Here is a 17,687-nt window from a genome sequence, read left to right on the forward strand (position 1 = left end):
TGCGGCGGGCCGAAGGGCTCCGTGCGCGGCAGGCCGGGAGGTTGCGTGCCCGCCAGGCCGGGAGGCTCCGGCTGCGGCGCGTCGGAGGGCGGAGTGCCGGTCACCAGGGATCGCCGTCCCCTCGGGCGCCGCCCTCCCGGCCGCTGTCCCCGCGCTCGCCGGACCCCGCCCAGTCGTCCGAGGCCAGCCAGTCGTCGGCGTCCGTGCGGGCGTCGTCGTACGGGGCCGTGCCGTCGTTCGAACCGGTCCGGCCGTAGCCGTCCGCCCGGTCGTAGCCGTCTGCCCGGTCGTACGGGTTCGTCGGCTCGGCCCGGTCGTACGTGTCGCCCCGGTCGTAGGCGTCGCCTCGGTCGTAGGCGTCGCCTCGGTCGTAGGCGTCGGCCCGTTCGTAAGCATCGGCCCGTTCATAGGAATTGGCCCGGTCGTAGGAATCGGCCCGGTCGTACGTGTCCCTACGCTCGTGCTCGTCCCCCCGCTCGTACGGGTTGGGCGTGCCGAACTGATCCGTGCGCGCCGGGTCCGTCCCGTCGGGGCCGGAGCCGTGGCGGGCCCGGACGGTGTGCACCACGCCCGGCCGCAGCGGGGTGAGCCGCACCAGCCCCGCGTAGCGGCCCGACGACGTCCACACGACCTGCTCCGGATGCACCGAACCGCTGGCCCGCCAGGACTTCTCGACCTCGTCGCGTACAGCGTTCGGGGCGAACCTGAGCCAGGTCGCGGACGCCGGGTCGCGGCTGAGCAGCGTGCCCTGCTCGGGTGTGGACAGCTGCACCACCGCCTGCCGGTCGGCGTCCGCGCCGACCAGCTCGGCCAGCCCGTACGGGTCGGTGCCGAGCAGGTTCGCCGAGGTGGCGCGGACGCGGCGCGGGGCGGCGAACGGCGGCGGCGCCAGCACCCCGTTGTGCTGGAGGTGATGCCGGGCCGTGGACAGCAGTTCGCGGACCCGTTCCTCGGTGCGCCGCACGGCACGCGCACCGGCCTGGCCGCGCTCGACGGCGCCCCAGTAGTGCTTCATGGCCTCCAGAGCGGCGTCCGTCAGATCCGCGGACAGGGTGGCGACCAGCTCCGGCCCGCCCTCACCGCTCTCCCGCTCCAGCCAGCGCGGCACCTCCTTGGGCCGCTCCCCCCAGGCGGTGCCGGAACTCCTCGCCCGCTCCCCCTCGCGGCTCTTGTCCTCCCCGGCCTCGCCCCACGGCTCGCCGTCCTCCCAGGCGTACATGCTCGCCCAGTCGCCGTCCCCGTCCTCGGCCCCGGCGTAGCCCTCGTCCGGTTCCAGGTCGGAGTCGCTGGAGAGCCAGTCGTCGTCGGCGAGCCCCCCGGCACCCGGGGCGCCGGACGCCGCGGTGGCCGCGAGCCGCGCCGGCTCGGGCACCGCCTCGGCCTCCGCCGCGGCGGCCGTCGCCCGCAGCATCCCGGCCACGGAACGGGCGGCGTCTGCGCAGTACAGGCGCTCCTCGACGGCCCAGTGCTCGCGGACCGCCTCGGCCAGCAGCCCGTCCAGGCCGTCAAGGGCGTGGCGCAGCACGGCCGTCGTGTGACCGGGCACCCAGGCCGCGGCGGCCGCCCGCCACAGCCGGCGTACGGTCTCCACCGCGATCCCCAGTCCGGTCAGCAGCCCGATCGTGCCCATCCAGACGGGCGAGTCGGTCGCGTACCCCACGCCCGCGCCGACCGCGGCACCGCAGAACGCCGCCACCCTCGGCGCCACGGCCCAGCGGCCCGGGCGCCCCGCGCCCCGCAGCCGGGCCGCCCCGAGGGTCGCCATGCCGACGAACAGCAGCGGCACGAGGACCGCGAGGGCGAGGAACGGCCCCGACCACAGGGCGCCCAGCAGGGCCGCCCCTGCCGCCGCGAGCGGTCCGGCCACCGGCAGCCCGGGCACCTCGGTGCCGGCCGCTCCCGCCGTCTGCCGGGCCACCTCATCGGCGGAGTGCGGCGCGAGCCTGGGCAGCAGCGCCGAGCCGGGCAGCGGCTCCACCCGGCCGGCGAGGCCGGTGAAGCGCTGTGCCACCGAGCGCAGCGCGAGCCCCTGCCCCAGCAGTTTCAGGGCGAACTCCCGCAGCCCTTCGCCGATCCGTTCCCCCATGCCCTCGGCCGACGGCACCCGCAGCCCGAGCGCGGCCAGCCGGGTCGCCGACTCGGCGGCGGACGGTGCCGTGCCGCCGCCGCTGCGCAGGGCCGTGGTGACGAGGTCCCGGTAGTTGTCGAGCGCCTTGCGCGCCTGGTCGACCTCTGCCTCGAACGTCTCCCGGCGGGAGGCCCGCAGCAGGCCGGGCAGGGTCCGCAGTCCGGCCATCGCGTCGTCGGCGTAGTCGAGGGCGTCCGCGCAGGCGCGGTGGGCGTCGTCGGCGATGCCGCCGGGCTCCCGGTGCCCCGGATCCCGGTCCCTGCGGCCGGCCACCAACCCCCGGAGCGGTTCCGGCAGATCCGCTCCGGAGGACGCCGTCAGCACCACGTCCGGTGCCAGGTCGTCGTCGGCCCCGGCGAACCGGGTGAGCGCGTCGCGCCAGGCCCGGTCGCGCACCTCCGGCGGCAGGTCCTGCTCCAGCAGCCGTACGCCGGGCGCGGCGACGGCCCCGGGCAGTGCCTGGATGCCGTCCAGCACGCTGAGGTAGACGTCCGGGACCGACAGCACGTCCACCAGGACCGCCAGCGCGTCGGGGTCGTCGGGCGCGGGCTGCTCCAGCGCGGTGCGGGCGGAGCGCAGATCGCCGGCCCACAGCAGACCGCTGCCCGAGGCCCGCAGCACGGAGGGGCGCAGCAGTCTGCGGTCGGGCTGGAAGCCGCCCTCCTCGCCGGCGAACGAGCCCGGCGCGCTGCCCACCAGCAGGACGAGCAGCCGGACCTCGCCCACCGCCCGGTAGCCGGTGAGCAGTTCGTACTGCGTCTGGTGGTCGTTGAGCCCGGCCGGGGTGTCGACCACCAGGAACAGCGGGTCGTCCGGTTCCGGCAGCCCGGCCCGGCCCAGCTCCTGGGCGACCCTGGCCCGAAGGGCCGGGGGGTTGTGCAGTGCCGCCGCCCCGGCGCGCAGGTCCAGGTGGATGACGGTGCGGAAGGCCTGAGGCGTGCTCACTGCGCGTCACCGTCCCAGGGGGTGCTCCGGCCGGAGTCGCCGGACCCGTCCTCGCCGCCCCAGGTGCTGCCCCGGCGCGGGTCGGCGGGCTCGTCGTCCCAGGGCGCCCGCCGCCGGCCACCCGGCCCGTCGCGCCCGTCCGCGTCCCGGCGGTCGTCCAGGTCGGGATCGACGTAGTCGTCGTGCCGACGGCTACCGCCGGAACCACCGAAGCCGTCACGCTCCCCACCGGCCCGGCCGAAGTCGTCACGCTCACCCCCGGACCGGCCGAAGTCGTCCCGGTCGCCCCCGGCCCGGCCGAAGTCGTCCCGGTCGCCCCCGGCCCGGCCGGGCTCGTCCCGGTCGCCCCCGGCCCGGCCGGGCTCGTCACGGTCCCCCGCCGCGCGACCGTACTCCTCCCGCTCACCGCCCGAACGGCCAAAACCCTCCCGCTCACCGCCGGACCGGCCGAAGCCCTCCCGGTCACCGCCGGACCGGCCGAACTCGTCCCGCTCACCGCCGGACCGGCCGAACTCGTCACCGCCGCCCGCCGCGCGACCGTACTCGTCACCGGCCCCGGTTCGGCTGTTCGCTCGCGAGCCGTTCGTGCTGCCCCCGCGGGACCCGGTCGTGTGGCCCGGGCGGGACCCGTTCGTGGTGCCCGGGCGGGAGGACGTCGTCGTGTCGCGGCGGTCGGTCCAGGTGTCGTGGGACTCCCGTTCCGGCTCGCCGCGTTCGTCGCCGTACGGGCGGTCGGAGTCGTACGACCTGCCCGCGCCGGACGGGTGGTCGTAGTCGTCGTCCCGCGCGCGGCCGGGCGGCGGTACCGGTGCCGTGCCCCAGTCGTCCTCGTCGGCTGCCGGGCGCCGGGGCGGCGCGTAGCCGTCACGGGTGCGCGGGCCGGTGGGGGTGCCGCCGCGGACGTGTTCCAGCAGGGTGCGCAGGGTCGGCTGGACCGCGCGCTGGTCGCCGAACTCGGTGTCCAGCGCGGCGGGCAGGGTCTCCGCCCAGAACTCCCACAGGGGCCGCACCCAGCCCTCGACCCGCTCGCCGCCCTGCTCCCGGCGCTCCGCCAGCAGCTCCAGCTGGCGCGGGGCGACCTTCTCGACCAGGTCGACGAAGAGCGGGTGCGGTTCGGTGCCGGCCCGGGCCAGGCCCACCGGCTGGGCCCCCATCAGCTCACGGCAGTAGTCCTCGACGATCCGCTCGTCGTCCAGCACCGTCCAGCGCTCGTAGGACCGCATCAGCTCGGCCCAGCTGGACACTCCGCCGGGGAAGTCCCCGAGCCGCAGCCGTACGCCGGGGACGTGCGCGCCCTTGTCGGGGTGCAGCCGCAGCCGGATGCGGTCCGGCGAGGCGGGGTCGCCGTCGACGACGTCGACCTGGCCGTTCCACATGCAGCACAGCAGACGGTGCAGGATGACCCGCCGGTCCTCCTCGCTGCTGACCATCCAGCTGTCCCGGTAGCCGAGCCGCTGCCGCCACCGCAGCACGTCCTGGGCCTGCTCGTTGTCCTTGGCGCGGGCCCACTGGCGCAGCACCTTGCGGGCCTCGGGCACCTGGGTGAGGCTCATCTCGCTGCGGAAGAGGACGACGGTGATGGAGTCGCTGTCCACGCCCCGGTACTCCACGGAGTTCTTCGCGTCCGAGGGCAGCCGCAGCGTCTTGCCGAGGAACTCCTGCACCTCCTCCACGGCCTGCACCCGCGGATAGGTCACCAGGACGCGGAGAAGTCCGGTGCCCTCGGGGGTGAACCCGACCGGCAGCAGCCCGGTCAGCTTCCGGCCGAACAGGTCGAGGGCCTCCTTGCTGACCTGGTCCTTGGCGTCCGCGTCACCCGCCGCGGCGGCCAGCAGGGTGCCCATGGACGGCAGCAGCGGCCGCTCCTCCAGGTGCGCCCCGCTCTCGGCGAAGAGCCGGGTGATCCGGGCCTCCAGCTGCCCCTTGACGCGGGCCACCGCACCCTCGGGGTCGCGCCGGCTGAGCCCGTGGACCTGCCGCCAGGTGTCGCCGTCGACCAGCTTGAGCAGCAGCGCCGACTCGTCGTCGTTCTCGCGCAGCCCCTCCCGTCGGATCAGCCGGGTGACGACATCCTCGTAGAAGTGGTTGAGGGTGCGCTGCGGCGGCAGCAGGTACGAGATGCCGGTGCGGTCCTCGTACAGTTCGAGGCCCTTCTGCTGGGCGCTCTTGCGTTCCTGGTCGCTGTGCCGGCGGAAGGCGCTGACCAGCCGCCCGAGGTCGGTGCCTGCGGCGTCGGCCTGCGGCTGCCAGTGCATCTGCTGCTCGCGCCAGGCCTCGTGCCACACCAGCCGGCAGCGCCACTGGTACCAGGCGTTCTGCTCCTCGATGGCGGCCTGGACGTCGTCGTCGCCCCAGCGGGCCGGCGCGAGGCCGCCCAACTGGCCCTTGATCCGGGGGATCTTGGGTGGCTGCTCGGTCACCCCGGGCGGGCGTTGCGGGGTGCGGGCGCGATGGTCCAGCATGCCGAGGAAACCGAGCCGGGCGATGGGTTCCTCACTGTCCGGGACGCCTCTGACGATGCGTTCGGCGAGGAAGGGGTCCACGGTCTGGAGCAGTTTGTCGATGGCGGGGCGGGGTGCGAACCGGTCGGCCATCGCGATGGCCGCGCGCTCCGCCTCGGACCGCAGGTCGGACAGCAGCCGCTGCATGTCCGCGATGCGCTCGCCGAGCGCCTGCTCGATGCTGCGGCCCCCGCGCGGCAGCGGTTCGGGCTCGGGCACCGGCAACTGCTTGCGTTCCCAGAGCTCTTCGAGGTGGGAGTCGGCGAACAGCTGCCGGATCATCGGCACCGCCTCGTCCCGCAGCGCGGCGCGCGGCGCCTCCACGAGGTCGGTGACCGCGAGCCGCAGCAGCCGCCCGGCCACCAGGTCGGCGAGCTGGTCCATGGGCGCGGTCATGGAGGCGACCAGGCTGGTGGACACGCCCTGTCGGCCGATGCCGGTCGGGGAGACAGCGCTACGTTGCACGCCCCGGTTGATGAAGCTCGCCGCGAAGGTCTGGAAGTCGTCGTCGGCGGCCATCTTGCGGCCCCGGGCGCGGCCGTCACCGAGTTCGGTGCCGATCAGGGACATCACCAGGGACACGATGGAGCGGCGCAGGTCGTCGGCGCGGATGCCGGCGGTGGGGCTGAACAGGAACGCGGTGGGCAGGATGCCGGTGCGCAGCCGGATCGGGGTGGCGCCGGGGTAGCGGACGCCGAGCCCGAGCTCCTGGTCCAGATCGCCGATCTCGTGGCCCTCGGAGGGCGCGTTCTGCGTGTCCACGAGCCGGAACAGGTCGACCAGGGACCGGGCCGCGTTCAGCTCCGCCTCGCGCCCGCCGCCGGTCGCCGCGGAGAACGACGAGGGCATGACGACGAGCGGGTAGATCTTCACGCCGTCGAAGCGGCGCAGCTGGAACGCGTGGTTGATCAGGTGCAGGTAGTCGAGGAAGATCCCGGCGCCGGTGCCGCCGGCCACCGAGAAGGCGACGAACACGTCACAGCCGTTGACCTTGCCGCCGCCGAGTTCGCTCAGCTCGCCCGCCGACTTGGCGATCGCGTCGATGGCCTGGAGCAGCGGTTCCAGGACCGGGCCGAGGCCGTGCCGGAGCGTGGCGAACAGGGCCGCCCGGCCGACGGTCGGCAACTGGCCGGCGCCCGCGTGCAGCGGGGTGACCTTCGGCTCGTCGGTGCGCGGCGGCAGCCAGTCGGCGACCTCGTCGCGCAGCACCGCCCGGAGCATCTTGGTCACCTCCGGGGAGGCGTCGAAGTTCGGCAGCAGGTTGTGGGTGGCCCGCGAGGTGCGGGCGTACGCCGCCCGCAGCGACGGGTCCACGTTGAACTGCGGCAGCCGCTGCAGGTCGCTCTCGCTGTAGTCGGCGTACACGAACTGCAGGCAGTCGGGCAGCTGGAACGGGGCGTGGCCGCTCTGCCGGTGCAGCGCCATGCCGTCGGGTCCGCACAGCTCGGCGCGCAGTCTGCGTTCCAGTTCGGCGCCGACGAGCCCGCCGGTGCCGCCCAGGCCGACGAAGAGCATCGGCTGGAAGATCTTCATGGTTTCCTCCCCGCTGTACGGCCGACGGGGCCGCAGGTCTGTGCTGGGTACGTCGGTGATGCCGCGCGGCGGGCCGGCCGCGCGGCGGTGCGATGTGGTGGGGGCGGGCCGGGGGTGCCGGGTCCGGTCCGCCCCTCAGGTCACAGGAAGTCGTCGTAGGCGCCGCCGCCCGGGGCAGACGGCCCCGGGTCGCCGCCGCCGGCGAAGGCGCCCTGAGCCGGGCGGGGTCCCTGGCCGGGGGTCCCGCCGAGCGCGAGGCTCAGCGTGTCGGTCAGCTGGACCTGACCGTGGGTGGGCAGCGGGATACGGCTGCTGCCCTTGCGCACCACCGCGCCGCCCTCCCGCCTGCGCCGGACGGCGTACGGGCCGTGCGCGCGCCGCTCGATGCGCGGGCTGCGGTGGGCCTCGGCGACGGCGAACTCGTACCACTGCTTGTTGTTGCCGTGCCCGGCGCGGTGCTCGTTGACGACGGTGCCGTCGGCGGAGACCAGGTGCAGGATCAGCCCGGAGGGGTTGCGCCGGCGCTTGCGCAGGCCCAGCCAGGCCACGACCGCGGCGACGGCGAGCGCGAGCACGACGGCGCCGGAGACGAACGCCCACCAGTACTTGTCCCAGAGCCCCGGTTCGGGGGTGACCCGTACCGAGACCGGGGCGCGTTCGAGGGTCCGGTCGTCGTCGGTGGTGTCGACGACGGTGAAGGTGCCGGAGAGGTCGAGGCCGTCGCCGAGGCGGTCGCCGAAGGCGCTCTTCGGGGAGACCCGGACGGTGACCTCGCGGGTGCCCTGCTCGCCGGGCTTGAGGGTGATCTCCTTCGGCTCGACGGTGAGCAGCCCGTCCTTCACGTCGGCGACGGACAGCCGCAGGGTGTGCGGGGCGTCGGTGGTGTTGCTGACGTCGACCGTGCCGGTGACCGTGCCGCCGGGGTGGGTGCTGCCCTCGGGCAGTTCGAGCGGTGCCTTCACGGGCAGGTCGCCGGGCGCGATCTTGCCGGTCTCGCTGCGGGTGTCGGCGCTCAGCCCGGAGGCGGTCAGCGTGGCGCTCACCGTGAGCGTCCCGTCGGCGTCCTCGGGGATGGTCACCGTGCCGGTGAAGGAGCCGTCGCTGGCGTCGGGGTCGGGCCTCTTGCCGTCGTCGGCGAGGTCGAGCGCCAGGGCGGAGAAGCCGTCGCCGGTCAGCTCGCTGCGCACGCGCAGCCCTTCGTAGTCGCGCGGGTCCTTGATCTCGTAGCCCTCGCGCGTCTGCAGCCGCATGGTGACCGTGACCTTCTCGCCGGCCTGCGGCGAGGGCGGGTCCATGGTGATGGCGCCGCGCAGTTCGCCCTGCCAGAGCACGCTGACGGCGACGGGCAGCGAGCGGTGGCCCTCCGGGGCCTCGGCCTTCACCTTCCAGGTGCCGGGCAGCGGGTCGACGATCTTCAGCGCCTCCACGGTGCCGGTGCCGCCGGCCAGCTCGAAGCGGGAGCCCTTGTATCGCCCGGAGGTGGTGGGGATCTTGTCGCCGGCCGGGTCGATGTAGCTGATCCGCACCTCGGGGTCGCCCTTGTCGACGACGATGCTGCCGACCGTCGCCAGCGGGGAGATGCCGATCTCCAGGGTGGCCGGCGGCCGCTTGCTGGGGCCCTCCTCGTGGCGCAGGCAGTGCGCGGCGGCGAAGATCCGCTCCAGCGTGCTGCCGACGTCCTTGGCCCCGTCGACCTTGTGGGCCTTCGGCGTCGCGGAGGGCAGTTCGACGCAGCCCTTCCGGTAGCCGCCGGCGGCGATCTGGTCGAGCTGCTTCTTGTCCGGGTCGGATCCGAAGCCCAGCGGCCAGATCTGGACGTTCTGCGCGGCGGCCTCCTTCAGCGCCGCCTTCAACTGGCGTTCGCCCTCGGCCGCGCGGTGCGCGGGGTCGCCGTACTTGAAGCTGTCCTCGACGTCCATCTTCCCGTCGGTCAGCAGGAACAGCACCCGGGGCACCGAGGCGTCGGAGCCGTCGGTGAGGTCGTCCACGCCCTGCCGGATGGCGGTCGGGAGGTCGGTTCCGGTGCCCTCGCTCTTCTTGCGGCCGCGCAGGTCGTCGACGCACTTGCCGACCTCCTCGCGGCCGGCGGCGTCCAGCGTGGTGCGCGGGCACACCGGGTCCACCACGCGTTGGCCGGCCTTCTCCGCGGCGGCGAAGCCGAACACGGTGACCTGCGAGGACGAGGAGACGTCACCGAGCGCGATGCGCTTGGCGGCGGCCTTCTCGGCCTTCAGGTCCTCGGGTGTGAGGCTGGCCGACTCGTCCACGGCCACCGCGTAGTTGACCGCCGGGAACGCGGGGGTGGCGTCCGCCGCCGGCACCGGATCCTGACCGGCCGGTGCCAGCAGGGACACGAACACCGCGGTGCCGCCCAGCACCGAGGCCGCGGCGCGGCGCACCCGTGGCCTTCCTGTCTGCCGTCTTCCCGTGACTCTTCCCACGGCCGTCCCCTCGGTCTTCGACATACGTGCGTGAAGTTCGTTCATGCGGTGCGTGCTTCGCGTTCGTGCCTTGCGGTTCGTGCTTGGTGCTCGTGCTAGGTGCTCGTGCTTGGCGTTCGCGCCTCGTGCTCGTGCCTGCGGTTCGTGCTTGGCGTTCGTGCCGGAAGTTCGATCCGGAGGTTCTTGATTCACTTGTGGCGTGTAGGTGGTGACGCGGTGTGCGTCGCCGCTGGTGCGCGTGCGTGCCGGGTGCGGCGGTGCGTTGGCGCGTGCGCGGTGGTACACCCATCACGCGTGCGCCCTCGGTGATCAGCCCGAGGTCAGTCCCCAGACCACGGCCAGCGCCGCCGACGGGGCGAGCGCGCCCACCCCCCAGCGGATGGCCCGGTACTTGGCGGACAGGATCGAGCTGACGTCCACGGCCTGGACGAGGAGCCACTTGGCCGGGTCGCGCCCGGCCTCGCCGACCCGGGCGGTCAGCCCCGCGAGATCGCGGGAACCGACCAGGTCACCGAAGTACGTCACCCCGTCCCCGCCGCGGACCGTCCCGGTGCGCGGCATCAGCGCCGCGACCAGCGCGGCCACCGCCACGGCCCAGAGCACCCCGGACAGGACCAGCGTCAGGTCGCCCAGCCCGTCCCAGCCGGGGGCGCCGCGCCACCCCGCGAGGAACGCGGGCAGCGCGAGCGTCCCCGAGAGGAGCACGGCCGCCTTGGAGTCGGCGCGGCCGAGATCCTCCCGCACCGTCGCCAGCAACCGCTCGGCGACGATGCGCTCCCCCGCCCGGTCGTTGCAGTGCCGACCCCCGTCCGGCACGGGCACGACCGGGTCGGGGGAAGTCCGTGCGCCGCCCTCGGCGCTCATCGGTCCTCCTCCGCCCAGGACCAACCGTCGTCCTCGGCTCGTCTGCGGCGGCGCGACCGCTCCCGCTCCTCGTCCGGGTAGTACGGCTCGGGCCGGTAGGTCCGGGGCCGGTCACCGGAGCGCGGTTCGTCCTCCGGCCCGTCGCCGGGGGCCGGTCGCGCGGGCCCGAGTTCCGGCCGCCGCGGCAGCCGCCGTACCTCGACCTCGTCGTCGGCTCGATAGGGCTCCCCCCGGTGGGCCGGACGTCGGTCGGTGAAGCGGGACTCGTCGTCGTGGTCCGCGGACGGACCCGGCCGGCCCGTCCGGGCCCGGTCGCCGTAGGGCGGCTCGTCGTCATGGTCCGGGGACGGACCCGGCCGGTAGGTGCGCGGCCGGTCGCCGTAGCGGGGCCCGTCGTCGTAGCGGGGCCCGTCGTCGTGGTCCGCGGAGGGACCCGGGCGGCGGCCCTGGCGCGCGTCCCGGGAGCGCGGCTCGTCGTCGTGACGCCCGTAGGGGGCGTACGGCTCCGCGCGGTACGTCGTCCGCCCGCGGGCCCGGGGATCGCCGAACTCGGCGTCGTCCCGCGGGTCGTACGGCTCGCCGCGGTCGGGACCGCCCCGTCCGGGGCCGCGCCGGTCGGATCCGTAGCGGTCACCTCCGTGCGCGGCGCCTGCGTACCGGTCGCCCCCGTACCCGTCGCTTCCGTGTCCGTCGCCCGCGTAACCGTCGCTTCCGTACGCGTCGCTTCCGTACCCGTTGCGTCCGTAGCCGTCGGGCTCGCCCCGGCGCGGTGCCGCCCGGTGGGGCCGGCGCCTGGGTGGTTCGTCCGAGGCCCAGTCCGGGTTGAACGGCCGGTCGCCGGCGGCCCCCTCCAGCTCCCGGGGCCGGCGCGCGGGCACGGTCCCGATGGGCCCCACCATGGGCCGCCCGTCGCCCTGGTTGAGCAGGTTCAGGACCTGCGTCTCCACGTCCACGGTGGCGAGTTCGCCCCGCTGGGCCATGGCGAACAGCCGGGCGACCCGGTCCTTCTCGTCCTGCCTGCCCTCCTGCCGGATCTTCTCCAGGAAGTCCTTGGCGCCCTCGGGGTCGGCCGCCAGCATGAAGCTGAGCTGCTCCAGCTCGCCGCCCTGCAGCATGCGCCGGTACGAGTCCTGCCGCAGCCGGATCACCTTGGCCTGGGCGTGCGCGTCCCGCTCCTCGTCGGCGTGCTCGATGGTGCGGTCGTCCACCCGCAGCCGGACGTACAGCCGTACCCGCAGGCCGAGTTCGGAGCCGAGGTCGGCCCAGCGCCCGCCCGCGCACTCGCGGGTGATCGCGCGGTTCGCCTGCTCGGCCTCGGTCACCCGGTAGGTCGTGGTGACCTCACGCAGCCGTTCGAGGACCGGGGAGGTGAGCCGGTTGGCTACGTCGGTGACGACCGCCAGGGCGGCCAGATGGGGGTCGGTCACCGACCACTCGATGTCCACCTCGGCCTTGAAGAAGGTGGTGCCTCCGGCGGCCGGCAGCTCCATCTGCAGCGGCGTCACATAGGTGCCGAGCGCGATCTCGCACATGCTGTGCACCCGGGCCAGCACCGGCTTGTCGACGTGCTGGACCCCGGAGGCCCGCTTCACCGTGTAGCCGCCGTTCCGGTAGAACTGCACGAGCGCCGAGCGCGGGCTCACTCGTGGATAGCCGTCCGTCAGCGGGTTGAAGTCCCGCACGAACGGGCCCGCGGGCCCCGTCTGTTCGGGGCCCTCCGGCTCCTCCTGACCGGGCGCCCCGTCCTCGTTCTCAGCCATACCTCTCCTCCTCGCGCGTCCAGTCCCGACGCGGCCTTGCCTGGCGCGGCCTGTCCTCCGGCTCCACGGCGAGCCACCACAGGGCGCGCGCCTTCGGCTCGGGGAGCGGCTTCTCCGGGTCGTTCATCATTCGGCGCAGCAGCCAGTCCAGCCGCCGCCGGTCGTGCTCCTCGGTCGCCAGCGCGGGCAGCAGCGCCGCCAGCCCCGGCCTGGTCCACTCGGCGCCGCTCTTGCGCTCGGCCGAGCGCAGCAGCTCCTCCAGCGAGTCCATCGCCACGTCCTTCGACCGCGCCGTGTTCAGGGCGGTCCACATCAAGTCGGCCATCGCGGGCACGAGTTCGGGCCGCAGGGCGGCGAGCGCGAGCAGGACGGGCCAGTCCCCGCGGTCGCCCCAGGGTGAGTCGCTGTCCTCGACGAGCGAGTCGGGATCCATCAGCAGTTCGTCCACCGTGGTCAGGGCGAGCCGCACGGTGGCCGCGAGCCCCAGGTCCTGGTACGGCTCACGCTTGTGGTGGGTCCACTCGGTCATCCGCTCCAGCACCTCCGCCGCGTCCGGCAGCACCAGCAGCCGTACGACGTTGTGGGAGGCGACGCCGGCCAGTTCCCCGTCGTCGCGGACCCCGATCCTGGCGAGCGCGTCGAGGGTGTCGTCGGTCGTCGCGGCGGCGTTGCCGTAGCCGAGCGCCCAGGCCGCGGTCCAGCGCTGCGACGCGGTGCCCTTCCTGCTCCAGTCGCCGACCAGCTTGTGCACGGCCCTGCGGTGCGAGTCGTGCCCGGCGGCCTGGTCCAGCGTGGTGGCCGCGAAGATCAGCCGGCGGTTGGTGGTGGCGTCGGCGAGCGGGCGGACCAGCTCGGTGTAGCCGTGGTCGAAGTCCCGTACGCACAGCTCCCCCGCGGCGACCGCGGCGCGCATCCACACCTGGGAGCGCGGGTCGTCCGCGAGCAGCCGCAGCCAGCGCACCACCGGCGCCCGCACCGGGAAGTGCCGGTCCCACAGCTCGGTCAGCACGGCCGACGGCAGGGCGGAACCCCGGTAGTGGATCAGCCGGGCGGGCACGTCGTGGCCGTCCACCTCGACCTTGCCGTCGGTCAGTCCGGCGCGCGAGAGCGCGACGTCCGCTTCCGGGTCGTCGCAGAACAGCGGGCGGGCCGGGGTGTTGTCCGGGTCGGACTGCACCGACAGTTCCCAGGTCAGCAGGTGGGCGGCGGCGGCCACGGCGCTGTGCGAGGCACCGCCCAGCACGGCGAGCGCGATCCGGAAGGCCACCGGATGGAACAGGGTCGCGGTGCCCGAGCGTGCCCGTGCCCGGTCCGGCCGCTCCGGCTCGGCCGACGGCGCGGTCAGCGCCCGGTCCACGCCGGCGAACCACTCCTGGGCCTGCTCGGCGGCGATGCTGCGGCAGCCGGACAGCAGATCGCCGTAGGAGACGTCCCCCAGCACGTGCCCGGCCAGCAGCGACGCGAGCAACTCGGCCTCGGCGGGCCGCAGATCGGTCAGGCCGACCGCGTCCGTGACCTCGTCCCGGGCCGCGAGGTCCGCCGCGCGGGCCAGCAGGGCGTCCAGGGACACCTCGCCCTCCCGGGCCTCGGCGGTACGTTCCTCCAGCCGCTCGCGCAGCCGGGTGGTGAGCAGCTCGTCGGTGGGCGCGGGCGGGCAGAGCATGCCGTAGCGCCCGGCGAGCAGCGGGTTCGCGGCCGAGCCGACGGTGACGACGATCACCGCGAAGGCCTCCCGGCGGGCCAGCGCCGCGGCGAGCTCGTCGAGGTCCAACTCGTCCGGGGGCAGCGCGTCGGGCCGGTTCAGGGACAGCTCCAGCAGATGACCGGTGCCGTGCCACGCCTGGCCGCCCTCGCCGTCGAGCGTCTCGGCCAACTGCCGGATCCCGCCGTCCGAGTCGACCCGGCGCAGACGGGCGGCGGACTCCTCGTCGGCGCCGTTGGCCGCGGAGGTGGTGACCTCGTCGAGCAGCGAGAGCGCCGTGCTCGTCCGTCCCGTGCCGGGCGCGGCACCGAGCACCAGCAGGCGCCGGGCGCGCAGCGCGTTGCGCAGCCGTACGTACCCCTCCGGCGGCACGTGCGCGCGGCGCAGCCTGCGCAGTTCCTCCTCGGGGACGGGACCGCTGCGCATGCCGGCGCCGGGGCGGCGGGCGCCCAGCATGAGGTTGATGTTGTCGCCGATGTGGGCGCTCTGGAGCCGTGAGTGGGCGAAGCTGATCAGGTCCCGGCGGACGTCGAACAGCTGCCGCGTGGCCCGGCGGGTGCGCGCTGCGGCGGCGAGGTCGGTGGGCCCCTCCTCGCCCTCGTCGTCGGCGAGGGGGTCACGGGTGCGCTCCTTGAACCGGCCCGCGGCACGCTCGCGTTCCCTCTCGCGCTCCTTCTCCTTCTCCGCTTCCTCGTCCTCGGCGGACTTCTCCTCGTCGGAGTCGCCGTCGTCGTCCCGGTCCCGGCCCCTGTCCTTGTCCCGGTCCTTGTCCCGGTCCTCGCGCTGCTGCTTGCGGTCGTCGCCGCCCTTCCTGCCGTCCCGGTCCCGGTCGCGCCTGCGGTCGTCCCGGTCCCGCTTGCGGTCCTCGCCCTTCTTGTCGTCGCCCTTCCTTCCGTCGTCGGACGACCGTCCCCCGGCGGGCTGCTCGGGGGCGTCGTCGGCCCCGCCGCCCTGCTCGTCGTCGCTCACTCGGCTCAGCCCCTCCCCTGCTCGGTGGCCTGGTTGCCGGACCCGCCCATCTGCACGGTGCCGTGGTAGACGTTGTGTTCGTTATGGAAGGCGTCGCGCCTGACGTTTTGATGAATGCCGACGTGACCGGGCCTGTGGCCGTCCATGGCCACGGCCTCGAAGTCGTCCTCGTCACCCTCGTCGAGGGGGCTCTCCGCGACGGGAAGTCCGGCCCCCGTGGGCGCCGCAGGCGGCGCGGCCTCGGGGATGGCCGGGGCGGGCCGCCCGGGCAGCTGGAACCAGGCGGTGACCTCGCCCTCCTTGAGTTCCAGCCGGGCCGGGGCGTAGTGCGCGGGCTCGATGAACTTGCCGCCGGCGCTGACCACGTCCTCGTACAGGGACTGTGAGGTCACCAGTACGAGGTCCGCCTTCTCGGCGTCGAGGAGGCGCCGGGCGACGGAGGAGTCGGCCAGCCGGCAGGCGAGGTCGACGGCACGGCCGCTGATGCCCCGCTCGTCGTGCCGGACCGGGCCGACGTGCATGCCGACGCGCAGCCCGAGCGGGACGGCCAGGTCGCGGTTCTCGTCCCGCAGCTTCTCGTGCACCTCGACCAGCCACAGGCCGAGCAGCCGGCTCGCCGCGATCCGCCCGGCGACCGACACCAGGACGCCGTCGCCGCGGTCCTCCAGGTGCAGGGCGTCCCGGGCGACCTTGGCGTGGGTGAAGGCCGTCTCCAGCACCCGGTAGATCCGGGCGCGCATACGCGGCTTGTCGACGTCGTCGTACTCGCCGGAACGTCTGGCGTCGACGCTGATCACCAACTCGTAGTGCGCCTCGCTGAGTTCGGTTGCGTCGTGGTTCACCCGTGCCCCCTGCATGGTCTGTTCGCTTGCCGACGAGATGGTTCGTACTGCCGGAGAGTGCTGCCGATGAGTGCTGTCGATGACTGGTGCCGACGGCTGGTGCCGACGGCCGGTGCCGCTGACCGATACCGACCACCGGTCCCGAGCCGAGGCCGGTGCCGGGTCGTGCCCGGTGCCGGCTCGTGCCCCGTGCCGGTGAGCCGGTCCGTTGCGATCGGCCGCGGCGACGGGGGTTCCGGTGACGGCCGTCCGGACGGCCCGTGGCGGGTCGCCGGCGAAGGTCCGGATGGGTCCGGAAGGGTCCGCCCTCTCAGGGTGGGTCCCGGACGGGGAGGCGTCTGTAGCCGTTTACACACGGCGGGGTGTGGGTCTACTCCTGATGACCGTCCGCGAGAAGGGCGAGCAGCGCGGGGTCGAGGATCTCCACCATCCGGTTGCCGGTGCGCACGATGTTCTGGGTGCGCAGCAGCCGCAGGGCCTTGGCGACGGCCTCTCGGGTGGCGCCTATCGTCGCGGCCAGTTCGTCCTGGGCCAGCTGGACGACGGGGCCGGAGACGGCGGTGCCGCCCGACGGGGCCGCCGCGGACGGGGCGTAGGGGCCGGAGGTGTCGGCTCCGGAGAGCTCGATGAGCCGGCCGGCCAGGCGTTGGAGCACGGTGAGCGAGGCGAGCGCGGACCGCTCCTGGTCGGCGCTGCGGAGCCGGAAGGTGAGCTGGCGTATCACCAGACCGCTCACCCGGGGGTGCAGGGCGAGAAAGCGGCGGAACGCGTCCCCGGATATGACCTGGGCCTCCGTGGGGCCCAGCGCGCGCACGGTGGCGCTGCGGGGATGCTGGTCCAGCGCGGCCATCTCGCCCAGCAGTTCACCCGGGCCGCGCAGGCCGAGTATCAGCCGGGTGGCCCCACGGTCCGTGGCCACGGACACGGTCACCCACCCCCGAATGATGATCACGACGTGACTGGACCGGTCGCCCTCGGTGAGGAGATGGGCATCGGCCGGATAGCGCTTGTGATGGCCGAGAGCCATGACGCCCTCGTGTTCCTGGGGAGTCAGCGTCTGTGCGAACGCCAGCTCATTTCCGAGCAGCCCCATGGCCAGTCCCCCGCAGTCCTGACGCCTGGATTTTCGATGGGTGTCGATGGTGGCAGGGCGAAGGTTCACGCCGAGCGGATTGCGCCATAGCGGGGGTACTGGCCGGTAGTTACGGAATGCCAGGTTGGTCGCCTCGTCACCACGCGCCCCCGTCGAGCGCCACCCGCCGCCACCCACGCCCGCCGCCGCCCGCCGCGCCCCCACCCGGGGGAACGATCGTGAGGTCAGAACCGACACTCGAACAAGGACTCGCGCCGACACCGGGATTCGGTCAGCGGATGGAGAGTTGGCGAAAACTCGGGTTTGGGCTGTGGCCGGGGTGAGGGGGTGGTGGGGGCGAGGTGAGGGGACGGTGCGTCGGGCGAGGTGAGCGGTGCGGTACGCCGCATGGTCACGCGGCCGACCGCTCGTCCGGTCGGCCGCGTGACCATGCGGCGTACCCGCAAGCAGCTGCCGAACGCAGAAATCGTCGGCCCTGGTGAACTCTGCTTCCGGACAGGGGACTTACGTCACAATGTCGGCGTGTCCACCTATCTGGAATCAGAGTTCGACGACGGGACGCCCGTAAGGTTCCTGCTCGCTCCCTCGACGGCAGCCCCCGAACCCCGGCCCGTGCGGGACGACGACCTCCCCGAGGGCATGGGGCAGGCCGTCCCCGTCGCCACGGGCGGGAGTCGAACCGTCGCCAATCTCGCGGCCGGGGCGCTGCGCGGAGCGCTCAGACCGCTCGGGCCGCTGCTGCAGGAGGTGCACGACGCCGCGTCGGCCGTACCGAATCCGCCCAGCGAGATCAGTGTGACCTTCGGCGTGCAGGTGGGACAGGACCTCAAGCTCGGGATCGTCGGCGGCAACGGGCAGGCGCACCTCACCGTCAGCGCCAGCTGGAAGCCGACGCCCGGCGCGGAGTGA

9 protein-coding genes are annotated in these 17,687 nt (G+C 74.2%); 1 reads left to right on the forward strand and 8 read right to left on the reverse strand.

The genetic code is table 11. From position 1 onward, the window contains the following. Positions 1 to 100: 100 nt before the first annotated feature. The 8 genes from ACGFW6_RS30820 to ACGFW6_RS30855 all read right to left on the reverse strand — a co-directional run bounded on the left by ACGFW6_RS30820 (position 101) and on the right by ACGFW6_RS30855 (position 16,778). Positions 101 to 3,073, reverse strand: coding sequence for a hypothetical protein (locus ACGFW6_RS30820; protein WP_393517003.1), 2,973 nt, complete (start codon positions 3,071 to 3,073; stop codon positions 101 to 103). After that, positions 3,070 to 7,107: a tubulin-like doman-containing protein gene (locus ACGFW6_RS30825; protein ID WP_393517006.1), complete on the reverse strand. Its 4,038-nt coding sequence runs from the start codon at positions 7,105 to 7,107 to the stop codon at positions 3,070 to 3,072. The genes ACGFW6_RS30820 and ACGFW6_RS30825 overlap by 4 nt, the downstream gene beginning before the upstream one ends. A 140-nt stretch (positions 7,108 to 7,247) precedes the next feature. Beyond that, positions 7,248 to 9,506, reverse strand: a complete 2,259-nt coding sequence (locus ACGFW6_RS30830) for a VWA domain-containing protein (RefSeq protein WP_393517009.1) — start codon at positions 9,504 to 9,506, stop codon at positions 7,248 to 7,250. A 351-nt stretch (positions 9,507 to 9,857) separates the two neighbouring features. Next, the gene (locus ACGFW6_RS30835) at positions 9,858 to 10,412 is read right to left on the reverse strand and encodes a Pycsar system effector family protein (RefSeq protein WP_393517012.1); all 555 of its coding nucleotides are present in this window, start codon (positions 10,410 to 10,412) and stop codon (positions 9,858 to 9,860) included. Further along, positions 10,409 to 12,172: a hypothetical protein gene (locus ACGFW6_RS30840; protein WP_393517015.1), complete on the reverse strand. Its 1,764-nt coding sequence runs from the start codon at positions 12,170 to 12,172 to the stop codon at positions 10,409 to 10,411. Before ACGFW6_RS30840 ends, ACGFW6_RS30835 begins: the two co-directional genes overlap by 4 nt. After that, positions 12,165 to 14,843, reverse strand: a complete 2,679-nt coding sequence (locus tag ACGFW6_RS30845) for a hypothetical protein (protein ID WP_393517018.1) — start codon at positions 14,841 to 14,843, stop codon at positions 12,165 to 12,167. Before ACGFW6_RS30845 ends, ACGFW6_RS30840 begins: the two co-directional genes overlap by 8 nt. Before the next feature lie 5 nt (positions 14,844 to 14,848). Beyond that, positions 14,849 to 15,685, reverse strand: coding sequence for a hypothetical protein (locus ACGFW6_RS30850; protein WP_393517021.1), 837 nt, complete (start codon positions 15,683 to 15,685; stop codon positions 14,849 to 14,851). Positions 15,686 to 16,055: 370 nt separating this feature from the next. Continuing rightward, a complete protein-coding gene (locus tag ACGFW6_RS30855) occupies positions 16,056 to 16,778 on the reverse strand; it encodes a Crp/Fnr family transcriptional regulator (protein WP_393517126.1) in 723 nt (240 codons plus the stop codon). A 522-nt stretch (positions 16,779 to 17,300) separates the two neighbouring features. On the opposite strand from ACGFW6_RS30855, the gene ACGFW6_RS30860 reads away from it, so the two are divergent. Then, positions 17,301 to 17,687, forward strand: coding sequence for a CU044_2847 family protein (locus ACGFW6_RS30860; RefSeq protein ID WP_393517024.1), 387 nt, complete (start codon positions 17,301 to 17,303; stop codon positions 17,685 to 17,687).

This window comes from Streptomyces sp. Y7 (assembly GCF_043195415.1).
Classification (GTDB): Bacteria; Actinomycetota; Actinomycetes; order Streptomycetales; family Streptomycetaceae; genus Streptomyces.

Coding starts and splice junctions, on each gene's coding strand:
- ACGFW6_RS30855 (WP_393517126.1), bottom strand. CDS start 16,778: ATGGGGCTGCTCGGAAATGAGCTGGCGTTCGCACAGACGCTGACTCCC.
- ACGFW6_RS30825 (WP_393517006.1), bottom strand. CDS start 7,107: ATGAAGATCTTCCAGCCGATGCTCTTCGTCGGCCTGGGCGGCACCGGC.
- ACGFW6_RS30840 (WP_393517015.1), bottom strand. CDS start 12,172: ATGGCTGAGAACGAGGACGGGGCGCCCGGTCAGGAGGAGCCGGAGGGC.
- ACGFW6_RS30835 (WP_393517012.1), bottom strand. CDS start 10,412: ATGAGCGCCGAGGGCGGCGCACGGACTTCCCCCGACCCGGTCGTGCCC.